The organism is Micromonospora sp. NPDC049139 (genome assembly GCF_055586845.1).
In genome coordinates this window covers 222583-237423 of the sequence record NZ_JBVJHK010000001.1, presented here as the reverse complement: position 1 = coordinate 237423, position 14841 = coordinate 222583, and the positions used below count along the sequence as shown (strand labels likewise).

Below are 14841 nucleotides of genomic sequence, written 5' to 3'. Positions count from 1 at the left end.
TAGCGGCCGACGGTCAGGCCAACTCGCGAGGCCGCTGCCGGGGAATCTCCGGCTCGGCCTGACCGGGCGGGTGGCGACCTCCGGTCAGAGCCAGCCGGAGCGGCGGAAGAGGCGGTGCAGGGTGACCGCGACCAGTGCCATCAGGCCCAGCGCGGCCGGATAGCCGTAGCGCCAGTTCAGCTCGGGCATGGTGGCGAAGTTCATGCCGTAGATCCCGGCGATCCCGGTCTGGGTGGCGGCGATGGCGGCCCAGGCGGCGATCTTGCGCATGTCGTTGTTCTGGTCCACCGCGAGCTGCGCCAACCGGGACTGCAGGATCGAGTTGAGCAGGTCGTCGTAGGCGGCGACCCGGTCCACCGCCCGGGTCAGCCGGGCGTCCACGTCGACGAACCGGCGGCGCAGGCCGCGCGGCGGGTTGTCGGGGCGCTCGTCGAGCAGCGACCGCAGCGGCGCCTGCAACGGCTGCACCGCCCGCTTGAACTCCACGATCTCCCGCTTGAGCTGGTAGATGTGCTGGATGTCGGCGGACCGGTCGCGCGCGAAGACCGTCTCCTCGACCCGTTCCAGGTCCCGCTCCACGTGCCCGGCGACCTCCAGGTAGAGGTCGACCATCCGGCCGCAGACCGCGTACGCCACCGCCCACGGGCCCTCGGCGAGCACTGCCGGGCGGCGCTCGATGTCGGCGCGGACCGGGGTGAGCGCGCCCGCGGCGCCGTGCCGCACGGTGATGACGAAGCGGTCGCCGAGCAACACCATCACGTCGCCGGTGTCGATCACCTCCGAGGTGTCGGTCAGTTCGGCGTGCTCCACGTACCCGGCGGTGCGCAGCACCAGCAGGGTCACGCCGCCGTCGCGCCGCACCGTGGGGCGGTGGCCGTCGGTGAGCGCCTGCTCGACCGTCAGGTCGTCCAGTCCGAACGTGCGGCCGACCGCCGCCATCACCGCCGGGTCCGGCTCGTGCAGACCCAACCAGACGAAGGCGCCGCGGCTGCGGCGACAGCGGGCGTACGCGTCGGCGTAGTGCGGGCGACCCGGCTCGCGCCGTCCGTCGACGTAGACGGCGCAGTCCACCACGGCGTCCGGGTTGGACCGTCGCGGCTCCCGCTCGCGCTGCCCGGGGACCGGCCGGCCGAGCAGCCGGTCGAACACGGCCGACAACCGCAGCCGCTCCCTCACCCGCTGCGCCACCCGTCCACCTCCGCGTCGCCGGCATCCGCGCGGCCACCGTACTCGGGCCCGGCGAACCGTGGGTCACGGCACCCGGGTGGCGAAGACGACGACGTTGTCGACGTAACTGCCAACGCGCCGGTCGAACCGGCCGCCGCAGGTGATCAGGCGCAGGCCGGCCGCCCCGCTGGGGCCGTAGACCAGGTCGGTGGGGAAGCGGTCCTTCGGGTACGACGCGACACCGTCGACGGCGAACGTCGCGACGCTGGCGTCGGCGCGGGTGATCCGCACCGTGTCGCCGGCCCGGAGCCGGCCGAGGTCGAAGAAGACCGCCGGCCCGGCGGCGGAGTCCACGTGCCCGACGATCACCGCGTTGCCGGTCTCGCCGGGGCTCACTCCGTGCCGGTACCAGCCGGCGAGGGTGGGTCGGTCCAGCGGCGGCACCTCCAGGCGCCCGTCGGCGTCGGCGCCGACCGGGACGATCGGGGCCCGCACGTCGATGGCCGGGATCCGCACGTCCACCGGTTCGGCCCGGTCCAGCGGCGGCACCGACGGCGCCGGGGGGCGGGCCCCGGGCGGCGCGTCGGCGACCCCGGGCCGGGGCGGGCGCGGCGGGGCCGTCGCCACCCCGGCGGTGACCAGGGCGAGCCCGGTGGTGCCGAGCAGGGCGATGACCGCGACCGCCCACCCGGGCCTGCGCCAGCCCACGTTCCCACCTCCGTACGCGTTCGCCCGGGTGCCCGCTCCGGCGTTCACCGGTGCGGGCACCCGCCTCAGGATGGACGGCTCGGCCGTCGGTCAGAGCGTGGCGCCGGCCATGTGGCGTCGGCGGCGGGCCAGGATCAGGGCGCCTCCGGCGGCGGAGCCGAGCAGGACGCCACCGGCGGCGAGCGCGCCGGCCCCGTCGGTGCCGTCGCGGCCGCCGGCCTGGGCGCCGCCGATCGGGGTGACGGTGAACGTCGCGCTGCCGGCCGCGCTGCCGTCGCCGCAGGTCGCGGTTACCGTGTAGGTGCCCAGGGTGAACCCGGCGGTGAAGAGTTCCGCGCTCAGACCGCCGCCGGCCGCCGCCGTGGTGGACCGGACGTTCTGGTCGCGGTCGGGACCGGTGACGTGGAAGATCGCGTCGCCGGACTTGGGGTTGCACGTCGTCGCGGTGAGCACGACCGTCCCGCCGACCGGAGTGGTGGCAGGTGACACGACGGTGTCGGCCAGCGCGGCGCCCGGGAGCAGGAGCGTGCTGAGGCCCACGCCGACCGCCGCCGATACGAGAACTGTTGTGACCTTCATACGCGTCTTCCCTCACTTTTCGTCCGCTGACTGCGTGGGACGTCGTTCGGGTGGCCAACTCCGTGACTAGCACCGGTGTGACCAACCCTAGGAGGGTTGGACCCCCGATCCGGTGAAAATGAGAAATCCTCGTTGCCGTCACGTGTCCACCCCGGAGGCGGAGGGAGCAGCGGAAATGCCGGCACGGCCCGCCCGCGAGGGTTCGCCGGGGTCGATGCCGTCAGTGCCGGGCTGTCGGGGCTGGGTCGGTCTCGGCCCCGTTGCGGGGACGATGCGCGGGCGGGCCGGTCTCGTCCGCGCCGCCGCCCTGCGCGCATCGAACCGGTGGTGAGGTGTTCAACCTGCACGGAAAAGTGCCCTCCGGAACAGGCAGATGAGACCTCGAGAAATCTCGTCGTGCCAGCCCGGAAGGCACCTTCGCGACTCCCGGCCCAGCGGCCGGACGGCCCTCAATAAAGGTCGAGGCTAACAGGTTGACGAACTGGAAATCCGGATCTTGTCAACGGTGCCGTACTGGGACAGGTAGAGCGGACTGTCCGGGCGGAGGCATATCTGCCTGCCATTGGTGAAGTGGAAGTAGGCGACGTCGTCGTTGCGGGAGTTGAAGGCGTAGGCGGAGCCACGGCTTGACGAGCCGAGAGTCTGCCAGGTGCTGGTAACGTCCTGATACGCCGCAGTCGGCCGCTGTGCCGTCCAGTCCCCGGGGGTCAGGTAGAAGCACACGCGCGGATAGGTGCACCCGTAACGAGTGCTGGCCTGGGCGGCCACCGGAACCGCCAGTGCGCCGGCGGCCAACGATGAGGCGACAACCGCAGCTGAGGCGACGACTCTCTTCAACATGTAATGGACCTCCCCGTGCGTACCGCCCCGTGGCAGTACGCATTTAAGGTGACATATGTAACTAATTATTGTCAACGGCGGCGTGCCGGTGTCGCGCGAATCCCGCGTGCCCGGTGTCGGCGGGAGCCGATAGGGTCGCCCGGTGACGGAGATCAGGACCGAACGGCTGCTGCTGCGGAGCTGGCGGGATTCCGACCTCGCCCCGTGGGCGGCGATGAACGCCGACCCCGAGGTGCGCGAGCACCTCGGCCCGCTGCTCAACGCCGAGCAGGCCGCCGCCTCGGCGCGGTCGTTCCAGGCCGACATCGACACGCTCGGCTACGGCTTCTGGGCCGTGGAGGTCCGCGACGGTGGCCGGTTCATCGGCTTCGCCGGCCTGGACCGCGTCGACGACGGGCTCCCGGTCAGCGGGGTGGAGGCCGGATGGCGGCTCGCCCGCTCCGCCTGGGGCCACGGCTACGCCACCGAGGCGGCCCGGGCCGTCCTGCGGTACGGCTTCGACACCGTCGGGCTGCCGGAGATCCTGGCGATCACCACCGCGACGAACGTACGCTCCCAGGCGGTCATGCGCCGCCTCGGCATGACCACCGACCCGGCCGACGACTTCGACGACCCGGACGTCGAGTCCGGCCCGCTGCGCCGGCTGGTCGTCTACCGCACCCGGGCGGGGGACCGCTGAGCGCCTGACGCGCCGCCCGGTCGGCCGGCGTGCCGGTCAGGGCAGGACAGCCGTCCGCTCCTGTGTCGCGCGGAACTGCCGGTCGACCAGGGCCAGCAGGGTGGCGTGCGTCTCCGCGTCCGCCGCGACGAGCAGCCCGCCGACGCCGGTGTGCAGGGGCTGCCCCCTCAGGCCGGTCACCACGCACCCCGCGGCCTGGCACAGGGCGATGCCGCTGGCGAAGTGCACGCTGTCCCGGACGTCCCGGTCGGTGACGTACGCGGCCCGCCGCCCGGCGGCCACCCACGCCAGCGCCAGCGTCGTGGAGAGCACCCGGGGACGGAACCGCGTGGCGAACTCCGGATCGGCGAGCAGCCGCAGCGCGTCGAACACGGGGGCGTTCGGGAACGGCGGGTCGAGGTCGACGTCCACCAGCCGCGACCGGGCCGACGGCACCAGGGCCTCGTCGACGCCGTCGCGGCGCACGTGGGCGCGGCCGTCGCCGACCCAGAACAGCTCCCCGGCGAGCGGGTCGGCGGCCGCCGCGGCGGTGATCTCCGTGTCGACGCGCAACGCCACGTTCACCGCGACCAGCGGGGTCCGCGCCGCGTAGTTCAGCGTGCCGCAGAGCGGATCGACCAGCCAGGTCCGGGTCGCTGAGCGGGAGCCGCTGTGCCCACTCTCTTCCCCCAGCACGGCGTCGTTCGGCCGCGCACCGCGCAGGACGTCGAGGATGGCCCGCTCCGACTCCAGGTCGGCCACGGTGGCGAAGTCGCCGGGGCCCTTGTCGAACCGGTCCAACGTGCCGCCGTAGCGGGCCCGTACGACGGCCGCGCCGGCCTCCGCCGCGGCGATGGCCAGATCGGGGTCGGTGTTCGCCATGGCTGCACGGTAGACCAGCGCCCGTCGGCGTCGGCGGCGGCGGGCGGGGCGGTCGGGTGGTGACCGCCTCGACAGGTCTGCCGATGGGTTGGTGGCGTGCCATGGGCGCTGTCGAGCTGCCCCGTCTGTAGGACCGCCCCGTCGCATCACACTCCGGTCGGGCTGCGCGGCGCGGTGTGCCCCATCTGTGAGGGCAGCTCGACAGCGACCAGGCAGCGGCCCCGTGGTCCCGATCCTGACGTCGGTGTCCCAGACCTCTCGGCGTCAGTCCCGCACCGCGGGATCGGTCACCCAGCCGGCGAGCAGCACCAGCCCGGTGAACCGGTGCACGGCGAGGAACCCGAAGGGGCGGTCGACGTCGAGGCGCACCCGCCGCCGGCGCGCGGTGAGCCGTGGCGGGGCGGAACCCGCCCGCGTGGAGAGGGCGGTGACCACGGCGGCGCGGAAGCCCGTCGCGCTGAAGGTGGCCGTCGCGCTCTGCCGCGCCTGCGAGACGGACAGGAGCCGGGCGATGCCGGGGAAGTGGTCGCCGTCCCCGGTGGCGGTCGCCAGGCCGAACGTCGCGGGCCGCTCCAGCAGGTCGTGGTCGGCGGAGACGGTGAAGCCGACCGTGGAGACGTACAGCTCCGGCCGGTCGTCGTACGCGTCCACGACCTGTTCGGTGACCCCGGGGCCGGCGGCGGCGGGCAGCGCGGACGGCGCGCCGAGGCCGCCGATCGCGGCGGGCAGCACCTCCGCCGCCGTGCGCCCGGGCGGGCCCAGGGCGAGCACCACGTCGACGTCGGCGGCGCCGCGCACGGTCAGCAGGCTCAGCGGGCCGACGGCGGTGTCGGCGACCCCGAGCGCGTCGAGGTCGTGGCTCAGCCGGCCCAGCCCGGCGAGCCGGCGGCCCCGCCACGGCCCGCCGGCCGGCTCGCACCGGGCGTCCCGGAACGGCTCGGCCCACTCGGTCAGCAGCGACAGCGCGCTGGCCAGGACCATCGCGGTGTCCGGGGTGACCTGCACCGGCATCCGGGGGACCAGGCCGTCGGTGTGGGTGGCGGCCCACTCGTCGAGGGCCCGCTGGTCCTGCGCCCCGTCGCCGGTCAACTCCCCGCGCATGGCCGCCGGCACCTCCCGCAGCCACCGCTCGGTCAGCCGGAGGTCCCGCCGCGCCCAGGTGGCGAGCGCGAGCCGGGTGGTGGGGGAGCGGTCCAGGTCGAACCGGGCCGGGTCGGGGGCGACCGCGAGCAGCTCCTCGCGGGCCGGGCCGCCGGCGTAGGGGGCGAGCAGCGCCAGCAGCGGGTACACGCCCGCACCGGACAGGACGGTCTGCTCCCCGTCCAGGCTGGACGCCCAGCGGGCGGTGAGGGCGTTGGCGGCCGTGGTGCTCATGGGGTGCGGACCCTCCGGTGGTGGCGACGGTGCCCGTCGGGCGACCGCCGGCACCCTACCGCCGTCCGGCGCCCGGCGGGTGCCCGCGACCGCCGGCCCGGCCGGCCGGTGGCCGGTCGTCGGGAAGGTGTGGCAGCGTGGTCGACGTGACCGCCTCCGCACCGTTGGACGTCGACCTGGCCCTGGTCGGCGGCGGCGGTGCCGCGTCGCTGGTGCTCGCCGCCCTGGACCGGCACGGTGTGCGTGACCTGCGGGTCGCCGTCGTCGACCCGGTCCACCGGCGCGGCCAGGACCGCACCTGGGCGTTCTGGGACCACCCCGGCAACGACCTGGACCCGCTGCTGGCCGCGAGCTGGCAACAGGTCGAGGTCGCGACGCCCGCCGGCCGCCGCGTCCTGGACCTCGCCCCGCTGCGGTACGCCATGCTGCGCTCGGGCCCGGTCTACGACCGGGCTGCCGAGGCCGAGCGGCGGCTCGGCATACGGCGGATCGTCGCGCCCGTCGACACCCTGCACGACGACGGCGGGCACGTCACGGTGCACGTGGGCGGGGGCCGGCCGGCGCTCCGCGCGTCCTGGGTGCTGGACTCCCGGCCCCGGTCGCCCCGCCGGCCCGGCCGCACCAACTGGCTCCAGCACTTCCGGGGCTGGTGGCTGGAGTCCGAGGCGCCGGTCTTCGACCCGGCCCGGGCCGTCCTGATGGACTTCCGCACCCCGCAGCCCGCCCGGGGCGTGTCGTTCGGTTACGTCCTGCCCGTCAGCGACCGGTACGCCCTGGTGGAGTACACGGAGTTCTCACCCGACCTGCTCAGCGACGCCGGGTACGACGCCACGCTGGCCGGCTACCGCGACCTGCTCGGCCTCGACCCGGCGCGGCTGCGGGTGCGGGAGGTGGAGAACGGCGTGATCCCCATGACCGACGGCCCATTCGACGCCCGGCCCTCGCCCCGGGTGGTCCGCCTCGGCACGGCGGGCGGCGCCACCCGGCCCTCCACCGGCTTCACCTTCTCCGCCATGCGCCGCCAGGCCGAGCAGGTCGCCGCTGCCCTCGCCGCCGGCCGGCCGCCGGTACCCGGGCCCGCGTACCCCCGCCGGCACCGCTGGATGGACGCGGTCGCGCTCCGGGCGCTGGACGCCGGCGGCGTCGGCGGGCCGGAGTTCTTCGACCGGCTCTTCGACCGCAACCCGGCCGAGCGCGTGCTGCGGTTCCTCGACGGCGCCACCACCCCGGCGGAGGAACTGGCGGTGATGAGCTCCACCCGGCTGCTGCCGATGGTCGCCGCCGCTGCCGGCGACGTCGGCGCCCGGCTCCGGGACCGCCTCGACCCGGCTCGCCGGTCGGCGACGTGGACGGTCCCGCCGCCGATGCTCGGCGGCCGGACCGACGTCGACGGCTGACGGTGGGGGCGTGGTTGTCCTGGTAGGCGTGGCGCCGGGCCGGCCTTCCCGTCTGAGGACCGACAGCCACGGCGCCGGGTCGGCTGCCCCGACGGCGGGAGAGCCGGTCGGGATTCGGTAGGTTGCCGACATGGCGGACGAGACGGCCAGCAGGGTCGTGCAGATCTGGACCGACGGGGCGTGCAGCGGCAACCCCGGTCCCGGCGGATGGGGCGTGGTGCTGCGCTACGGCGCGCACGAGCGGGAGCTCTGCGGCGGCGAGGCGACCCCGACCACCAACAACCGGATGGAGCTGATGGCCGCCATCCAGGCCCTGGAGAGCCTGACCCGGCCGGTCACCGTCGAGCTGCACACCGACAGCACGTACGTGCGCAACGGCATCACCAGCTGGCTCGCCTCGTGGAAGCGCAACGGCTGGCGGACCGCCGCGAAGCAACCGGTCAAGAACGCCGACCTGTGGCAGCGGCTGGAGGCCGCGTGCGCCCGGCACCGGGTCACCTGGCTGTGGGTGAAGGGGCACAACGGCCACCCGGAGAACGAGCGCGCCGACGCGCTGGCCAACCGCGGCATGACCGAGGTCCGCGCCGCCGCGGTCCCGGCCGGCCGCTGACCCGGTCAGCGGCCGGCCGTCGCCGACGCTATTCGCGGTTCGGGTCGACGGTGCCGGAGACGTCGGCCACGTCGTAGCCGGCGCGGCTGACCTCCCGGGCCGAGCGCCGGTCCTCGGCCGGCAGGTCCGCGAAGTCGTCGCCGGTGTCGTCGGTGCTGTGCAGGGACTCACCCGGCGGACGCAGCGACGCCTGCATGGCGGTCGCGCCGTCCGGCTCGTCGGTGGCGGCCCGGTCGGTACGGTTCTGTTCGGTCATGCCGCCCCTCCTGCCCCCGTGGGGTGATCGCAAACGCCCGGTCCCGGGCTCAACGCGCCGCGTCCGGGTGACCCGGCATGCCGGACCCGCCGCTGGAACTGCCCGACGCGCCGCCCGCCACGCCGGACCCGTCGTCCTCGGTGACCAGGTCGGGCTTCGCCGTCGTGTCGTCCGGCGCCGGGACGTCGGTGTCCGCCTCGACCTGGACCAGCCGGGCCTGGCCGGCCTCGTCCTCGGCGTGCGCCGGGTCGACCGGCAGCTCGCCGTCGCGTGCCCGATACCCCACCGCTGCCTCCCCGTCGCCGCCGTGCCATCCGGTCCCGGCTACCCGTCGCCGACGGGGTGAAACGTCGGCCTGCCGCGGCACCGGACGGTGGCCGGCGGGCGGAAGCGGGGTCAGCGCCGCCGGGTGGGACGGCCGGGTCGCCCGGGGGAGCGCGGCGCGTGGCGCACCGGGGTGAGCGCCAGCGGTGACCAGTGCCCGGGGCGCGTCCGGCCGGGCGGCAGTGCGGTGCGCTGGTCGCCCCGGGCTGCGTCGAGCTGCGACTGGTGCAGGAACAGGCTGCCGGACAGGTCCGCGCCGCGCAGGTCCGCCCCGCGCAGGTCGGCGCCGGTCAGGTCGGCCAGGCCGAGGTCGACGCCGCGCAGGTCGGCCCCGATCAGCAGCGCCCCGCGCAGGTTCGCCCGCCGCAGGTCGACCCGGCGCAGGTCGACGCCGAACAGCTGGGCGCCCCGCCGGTCCGCACCCGCCCGGCCGCCCCGCGCCCGGGCCGCGTCCCCGGCGCGCGACAGCAGCGGGTTGACCCGCCCCCGGTACGCGTCCACGTCGAGCGCCCGCAGCGTCTCGGGGGGCTCCCGGGTCAGCCGCTCGGTCTCGGCGAGCGCGCCGGTCAGCTCGTCGCGCAGCGGGTGCGGCGGGCGCAGCGCGAGCGCCTCGGTCAGGTACCAGAGCAGCTCGTGCAGCGGCCGCATCACCGCGAACGTGTCGAACATGCTCGCCGCGGTCTCCGGTGCGTCGCGCCAGTCCCGGCCGCCGAAGGTGTGCTGGGCCACCCGCTGCCCGGCGCCGAAGCAGTCGAAGACTGTACAGCCGGGAAAGCCGCGGTCGCGCAGGTCGGCGTGGATGCCGCAGCGCGAGTCGGCCCGCAGGTTCGGGCAGGGCCGCCCGGCGGGCTTGTCGATGGCGAAGTCGGCCGACGCGGAGAAGGCGGGCGCGACGCAGCAGAGCCCGAAGCACCGGGCGCAGTCGGCGCGCAGGTCGTCCGCCGCCGACGATGACGACCGGGGTGTTTCCGACACGCTGACCGTTCTCCTGCCGATCGTGACCCTTCCGCTCGCCGGGACGCGGGCGGACCTCCCATTGTCCCGCGCGGCGCTGGTGGCCCGCTCGGCGGGCCGGGCCACCAGCGCAGAGCGCGCGTCGGGCCCCGCCCGCCCCGCCACGAAACGCTCAGACCCGGGTGACGCGTATGGCGTCCGCGACCACGTAGCCGGTGCCCGAGGTCCACCGGCTCACACCCACCTTGTTGCCGTCGCCCTGGGCGAGGGTGTAGGTGCCCAGCGAGGCCCATTTCCCGCCGTTGCTCCGCTGGTCGACGTGCACCGTCTTGTTGCCCGTCGAGGTGGCCACGATGTAGGGGGTGGCGGCGCTGTTGCCGGTGGACGCCGGGTACCAGACGTCGACCCGGTAGGTGCCGGTCTCGGGGACGTCGACCTTGTACCAGGCGACGTCGCTGGCGGCGACCGGGACGGCCCGACGGTAGCTGGTGCCGTACCGGCCGGTGAGGCTGGACGAGACGGCCCAGTTGCTGCTGGCGGTGAAGCGCCCGGCCGTGGTGTCGTCCACCACCGCGCTCCACGGGCTGAAGTACGTCGACCAGAGGTTGTGCGTCGGCCAGCTGGTCACCTGGCGAGAGGCGGCCCACAGCGCGCCGTCGATGTCGCCGTAGTTGAGGCCGGAGGGATCGTCGCGCTGGTTGAACAGCGCCGCCCAGCTCATGCCCTGGTAGCTCTTGACCAGCAGGGTGTAGGTGCCGGCCAGGCTGCCGGTGTGCCAGACGTTGTACTTCGTCCCGCCGCTGGTGGCGAAGGGGCGCACGGCCCAGCCGAGGCCGTAGTACCAGCCGTTGCCGTTCACGCCGGTCGACGGCACCGCGGTGACCTTGGCCAGCGAGGCGCCGTCGAGCACGCCACCGGCCCCGTCGAGCATGGTGGCCCAGCGGACCATGTCCACCGCCGAGGCGACCCACCCGCCGTTGGCGTCGCGCAGGCTCATGCTGAAGGTGCCGTACGGGGCCGGCACGATGGTGCCCGAGTCGTCCAGCACGGTGCGCCCGGTGTACTGCGACCGGTAGCTGACCTCGCCGGCGAGCCGCGTCAGGGCCTTCCCGTGCGCCATCCGAGTGATGCCCAACGGCGCGAGGAGCTTCTGCTTGACGTACGCCTCGTAGGACAGGCCGGTGACCTTCTCGACGACGCGGCCGGCGAGGAAGTAGCCGTAGTTGCTGTACGCCACGGTGCTGCCCGGGTTGTGTTGCAGCGGCTGGCCGGCCATGTAGCGCAGGACGTCCTCCTTGCGCAGCTCCAGCGGCACGCCCAGCGCCTGCGCGATGACGTGGTCCCGGCCGTGCAGGGGATCGAAGGTGAGGTCCCGGTCCCAGCCGCCGAGGTGCTGCAGCAGCCGCCGCAGGGTCACCTGCGGCAGCCTCGGGTCGACGGACTGCCCGGTCGGCGGGATGAAGTCCAGCACCGAGGTCACCGGGTCGTCGAGGCCGACCAGGCCGTCCTGCGCCAGCCGGAGCACCGCCGCCGCGGTGAGCGACTTGCTGAGGCTCGCGATGCGGAACAGTGACGTCGGCTGGATCGTCTCCGCCGAGTTGTTGCCGTAGCCCCGGGCCAGCACGAGCCGGCCGTTGTACGCCACCGCGAGCTGCCCGGCGCTGACACCGCGCGCCTGCATGAACGACTTCATGGCGTCGTCGAAGCTGCTCAGCCCGGCAACCGCGGTGCCGGTGGCGACCCACCCGTCCGCCGCCCGCGCCGGCCCGTGGAGCAGCGTGCCGGCACCGGCGGCACCGGCGCCGGCCGCGCCGACGAGCTTTCCGAACGTCCTCCTGCTGACTGCCCGCACGACATCTCCCCGTGTAGTTGATCTAGCTGGGGAGACCCTACAAGAGGATTCGAGATTGGACAGTCCGGTCGACGGCCGTCACGCCACTTTCGCACCGACCGCCAGTCGTGGGAGGTGAGCGCGTTGGCCTGCGGTCCCATCGGCAACATGCCGCCGTCGACGGGCAGGACGCGCCGGTGATGTACGCGGCGGGCGAGGCGGGTCTTGCCGATGCCGGAGTCGGCGCCGGTGACGACGGCGATTTCGGGTGGTTCTCGTAACGCGCTGGCATGGTGCCGCACTGCCCGTTCCATGCGGATGCAACCATACGTTGATCCCGGTCCATGCGGGGGATTGCCCACGTCGATGCGCTCTGCCATTCTCCACCGTGGACGCTGCCAGCGACGGTCGCCAATCCGGAGGACCGTGCGGCGGCCCCTAACTGCCGGAGGGACCCTCGTGAAGCGCAGACGTCGCCACCTGCTCGTGGGACTGGCGGTCGGTGCCCTGGTGGCATCGACCGGTCTCGTCGGAATCCACTTCGCCGGCGCCCAGGTGCCGGCTCCCGCCGCCGCGTCCGGCGACGGGGAGATGCCCGGCGCGCTCGGCGCCCACATGGAACGGCTGCGCCAGGCCGCGCCGGGCAACGACGGCATGTCGCCGGACGGCCCGGGCAACGCCGCGCAGCAGGAGTTCCTGGAGCGCGCGTACCCGACCAGCACGATCAGCATCGCCCAGATGGACCGGTCGAAGGCGGCGTACTCGGCCGCGGAGCGGCGCGCCGGCGGCAGCCGGGGCTGGGTCAACGTCGGCCCGAGCGAGGCCCTCTACCCGTTCACCGAGTTCCGCAACGCCGGCAACTACGTGCCGAACGCGTACGTCGCGGGCGGCCGGGTCACCTCGATCGACATCGCGCCGGACTGCAACGCCCTGCTCTGCCGGGCGTACGTCACGCCGGCCGGCGGCGGTGTCTGGGGCACCCTGAACGTCCTCGCGCCCGAGCCGAAGTGGTTCTACCTGGGCGGGCCGCTCGGCATCAACGCCGCCGGCTCGGTCAAGATCGACCGTAACGACAAGACCGGGCTGACCATCTACGTCGGCACGGGCGAGGCCAACACCTGCGCCTCCGGCTGCGTCGGCGGCGTCGGCCTCTACAAGTCCACCAACGGCGGGGTCACCTGGACGGGCCCGCTGGGCAAGGACGCGCTCGCCGGCAAGGGGATCGGCGAGATCACGATCAAGCCCGGCGACCCCAGGACCCTCTACGTCGCCACCACCACGGCGCTGCGGGGCATGTCCGGCTCCTGCTGCACCGGCGTCACGCGGCCGGTGCCCGACGCCGAGAAGTGGGGCCTCTACAAGTCCACCGATGGCGGCGCGAGCTGGAGGTTCATCCACAACGGCTCGGCCGACGCCACCCAGTGCACCGGCAGCGCCGCGGAGTACGCCAACACCGCCGCCTGCTCGCCGCGCGGGGTGCGCTACGTCAAGCTCGACCCGCGTGACGCGAACGTCGTCTACGCCTCCTCGTACGCCCGGGGCGTGTGGCGCTCGGCGGACGCCGGCGCCACCTGGACGCAGATCAAGCCGTCGCTGAACCCGGCCGTCTTCCAGACCCGGGCCGCGATCGACGTGACCGCCCTGCCGAACGGCAAGACCCGGATGTACGTCTACGAGGGCAACATCGGCAACCCGTACTCGCGGCTGTTCCGCAGCGACGACGTGGCCGGCGGCGCCCCCGCGTTCGCCGACCTGACCAGCGCCAACCCGGCGGACCCGGGCTTCGCGACCTACAACCAGTGCACCGGCCAGTGCTGGTACGACGTCTTCGTGCACACCCCGGCCGGGCACCCGGACATCGTCTACACCGGCGGCGCCTACGTCTACGGCGAGACCGTCGCCCACAAGCGGGCGGTGGTGCTGTCGACCGACGCCGGGGTCAGCGGCACCGACATGACCTACGACGGCACCGACGAGCTGCACCCCAACGGCCTGCACCCCGACCAGCACGCGCTGGTCACCAACCCGCGCAACCCGTACCAGTTCTTCGAGGCCAACGACGGCGGCGTGATGCGCTCCAGCGGCGAGTTCGTGGACCGGTCGGCCTGGTGCGACAACCCGGACCGCAACCTGGCCACGCAGGCGCAGAAGGACCGCTGCAAGCAGATGCTGTCGCGGATCCCGTCGAAGCTGGACGGCATCAACAAGGGCATGAACACGCTGCAGTTCATCAGCCTGTCGGCCAGCCCGCACGACCACACGCTGCTGCAGGGCGGCACCCAGGACAACGGCACCTGGGAGAACAAGGGCCAGCGCAGCCGCTGGGTCAACACGATGATCGGTGACGGCGGCGCGTCGGGCTTCGACGTCGGCAAGCCGGAGTTCCGCTTCCACACCTTCTACGACGCCTCGCCGGAGGTGAACTTCGACAACGGGGACGTGGGCAGCTGGATCTCGATCTCCGACCCGATCTTCGGGCACCCGGGCACCCTGTTCTACGCCCCGGTGGTCAGCGACCCGAAGGTCAGCGGCACGATCTTCGCCGGCACGTCCCGTACCGTCTACCGGACCAAGACCTTCGGCCTCGGCGACCGGAGCCTGGCGGAGGCCGACCGGATCTGCAACACCTGGACCGGCACCTTCGAGGCGCAGTGCGGCGACTTCGCGCCGCTGGGCACGGTCAACCTGACCGACGCCGCCTGGGGCGACCGGGCCGGCGGCGCGGTCTCGGTGGTCGAGCGGGTCGCCACCGACTCGTCCACCGCGTACGCGGCCACCAGCACCGGCCGGGTGTTCGTGTCCCGCAACGTCGACGCCGAGCCGGCCGCCGCGGTCACCTGGACGCGGATCGACACCGCCGCCACGCCCAACCGCTTCGTCACCAGCATCCACGTCGACCCGGCCGACCCGGCCCGGGCGTGGGTCTCCTACAGCGGGTTCAACTCGAACACCCCGGCCACCCTCGGCCACGCGTTCGAGGTGAAGCTGGCCGGCACCGGCGCGACCTGGGCCGACCGGTCGTACGACTTCGGCGACCAGCCGATCACCGACCTGGTCCGCGACGACGTCACCGGCGACCTCTACGCGGCCACCGACTTCGGTGTCCTGCGGCTGGCCAGGGGCAGCACGACCTGGGTGAAGGCGGCCCGCGGCATGCCGAACGTCGAGGTCGCCGGGCTGACCGTCGTGCCCGGCAAGCGGGTGCTCTACGCCGCCTCGCACGGCCTGGGCGCCTGGCAGCTCGCGCTCTGAGGAAGTCGA

14 protein-coding genes are annotated in these 14841 nt (G+C 74.0%); 4 read left to right on the top strand and 10 right to left on the bottom strand.

The genetic code is table 11. The features are described 5' to 3' along the window. Window positions 1-84 precede the first annotated feature (84 nt). The 4 genes from ACZ6Q9_RS01145 to ACZ6Q9_RS01130 all read right to left on the bottom strand — a co-directional run bounded on the left by ACZ6Q9_RS01145 (window position 85) and on the right by ACZ6Q9_RS01130 (window position 3294). The gene (locus ACZ6Q9_RS01145) at window positions 85-1188 is read right to left on the bottom strand and encodes a magnesium and cobalt transport protein CorA (protein WP_393263984.1); all 1104 of its coding nucleotides are present in this window, start codon (window positions 1186-1188) and stop codon (window positions 85-87) included. 63 nt (window positions 1189-1251) lie between these two features. Next, complete coding sequence (locus ACZ6Q9_RS01140) at window positions 1252-1875, bottom strand: class F sortase (protein ID WP_466021386.1); 624 nt, start codon at window positions 1873-1875, stop codon at window positions 1252-1254. A gap of 90 nt (window positions 1876-1965) precedes the next feature. Beyond that, window positions 1966-2454, bottom strand: coding sequence for a hypothetical protein (locus ACZ6Q9_RS01135; protein ID WP_393263980.1), 489 nt, complete (start codon window positions 2452-2454; stop codon window positions 1966-1968). Window positions 2455-2919: 465 nt separating this feature from the next. Next, the gene (locus tag ACZ6Q9_RS01130; protein ID WP_393454274.1) at window positions 2920-3294 is read right to left on the bottom strand and encodes a hypothetical protein; all 375 of its coding nucleotides are present in this window, start codon (window positions 3292-3294) and stop codon (window positions 2920-2922) included. A gap of 142 nt (window positions 3295-3436) precedes the next feature. On the opposite strand from ACZ6Q9_RS01130, the gene ACZ6Q9_RS01125 reads away from it, so the two are divergent. Next, on the top strand, window positions 3437-3973 hold the full coding sequence (locus ACZ6Q9_RS01125) for a GNAT family N-acetyltransferase (protein WP_393454277.1): 537 nt from the start codon (window positions 3437-3439) through the stop codon (window positions 3971-3973). Between the two features lie 36 nt (window positions 3974-4009). Here ACZ6Q9_RS01125 and ACZ6Q9_RS01120 read toward each other — a convergent pair whose 3' ends face one another. Further along, complete coding sequence (locus ACZ6Q9_RS01120) at window positions 4010-4834, bottom strand: inositol monophosphatase family protein (protein WP_396826915.1); 825 nt, start codon at window positions 4832-4834, stop codon at window positions 4010-4012. Between the two features lie 264 nt (window positions 4835-5098). Continuing rightward, window positions 5099-6208, bottom strand: a complete 1110-nt coding sequence (locus ACZ6Q9_RS01115) for a hypothetical protein (protein ID WP_396826917.1) — start codon at window positions 6206-6208, stop codon at window positions 5099-5101. Window positions 6209-6354: 146 nt separating this feature from the next. On the opposite strand from ACZ6Q9_RS01115, the gene ACZ6Q9_RS01110 reads away from it, so the two are divergent. After that, entirely contained in the window at window positions 6355-7605 is a 1251-nt protein-coding gene (locus ACZ6Q9_RS01110; RefSeq protein ID WP_396827117.1) for a lycopene cyclase family protein, read from the top strand. 130 nt (window positions 7606-7735) lie between these two features. Next, on the top strand, window positions 7736-8215 hold the full coding sequence (gene rnhA, locus ACZ6Q9_RS01105) for a ribonuclease HI (RefSeq protein WP_396826919.1): 480 nt from the start codon (window positions 7736-7738) through the stop codon (window positions 8213-8215). 28 nt (window positions 8216-8243) lie between these two features. Here the strand turns inward: rnhA and ACZ6Q9_RS01100 are convergent, their stop codons facing one another. The 4 genes from ACZ6Q9_RS01100 to ACZ6Q9_RS01085 form a co-directional block, all read right to left on the bottom strand. Then, window positions 8244-8471 (bottom strand): hypothetical protein, encoded by a 228-nt coding sequence (locus ACZ6Q9_RS01100; RefSeq protein ID WP_363706472.1) that lies wholly within the window; start codon window positions 8469-8471, stop codon window positions 8244-8246. 49 nt (window positions 8472-8520) lie between these two features. After that, window positions 8521-8757, bottom strand: a complete 237-nt coding sequence (locus ACZ6Q9_RS01095) for a preprotein translocase YidC (protein WP_396826921.1) — start codon at window positions 8755-8757, stop codon at window positions 8521-8523. 110 nt (window positions 8758-8867) lie between these two features. Further along, window positions 8868-9770 (bottom strand): pentapeptide repeat-containing protein, encoded by a 903-nt coding sequence (locus ACZ6Q9_RS01090; RefSeq protein WP_396826923.1) that lies wholly within the window; start codon window positions 9768-9770, stop codon window positions 8868-8870. 151 nt (window positions 9771-9921) lie between these two features. After that, entirely contained in the window at window positions 9922-11601 is a 1680-nt protein-coding gene (locus tag ACZ6Q9_RS01085; protein WP_396826925.1) for a serine hydrolase, read from the bottom strand. Between the two features lie 438 nt (window positions 11602-12039). On the opposite strand from ACZ6Q9_RS01085, the gene ACZ6Q9_RS01080 reads away from it, so the two are divergent. Continuing rightward, the gene (locus ACZ6Q9_RS01080) at window positions 12040-14832 is read left to right on the top strand and encodes an exo-alpha-sialidase (protein ID WP_396826927.1); all 2793 of its coding nucleotides are present in this window, start codon (window positions 12040-12042) and stop codon (window positions 14830-14832) included. Window positions 14833-14841: the final 9 nt, after the last annotated feature.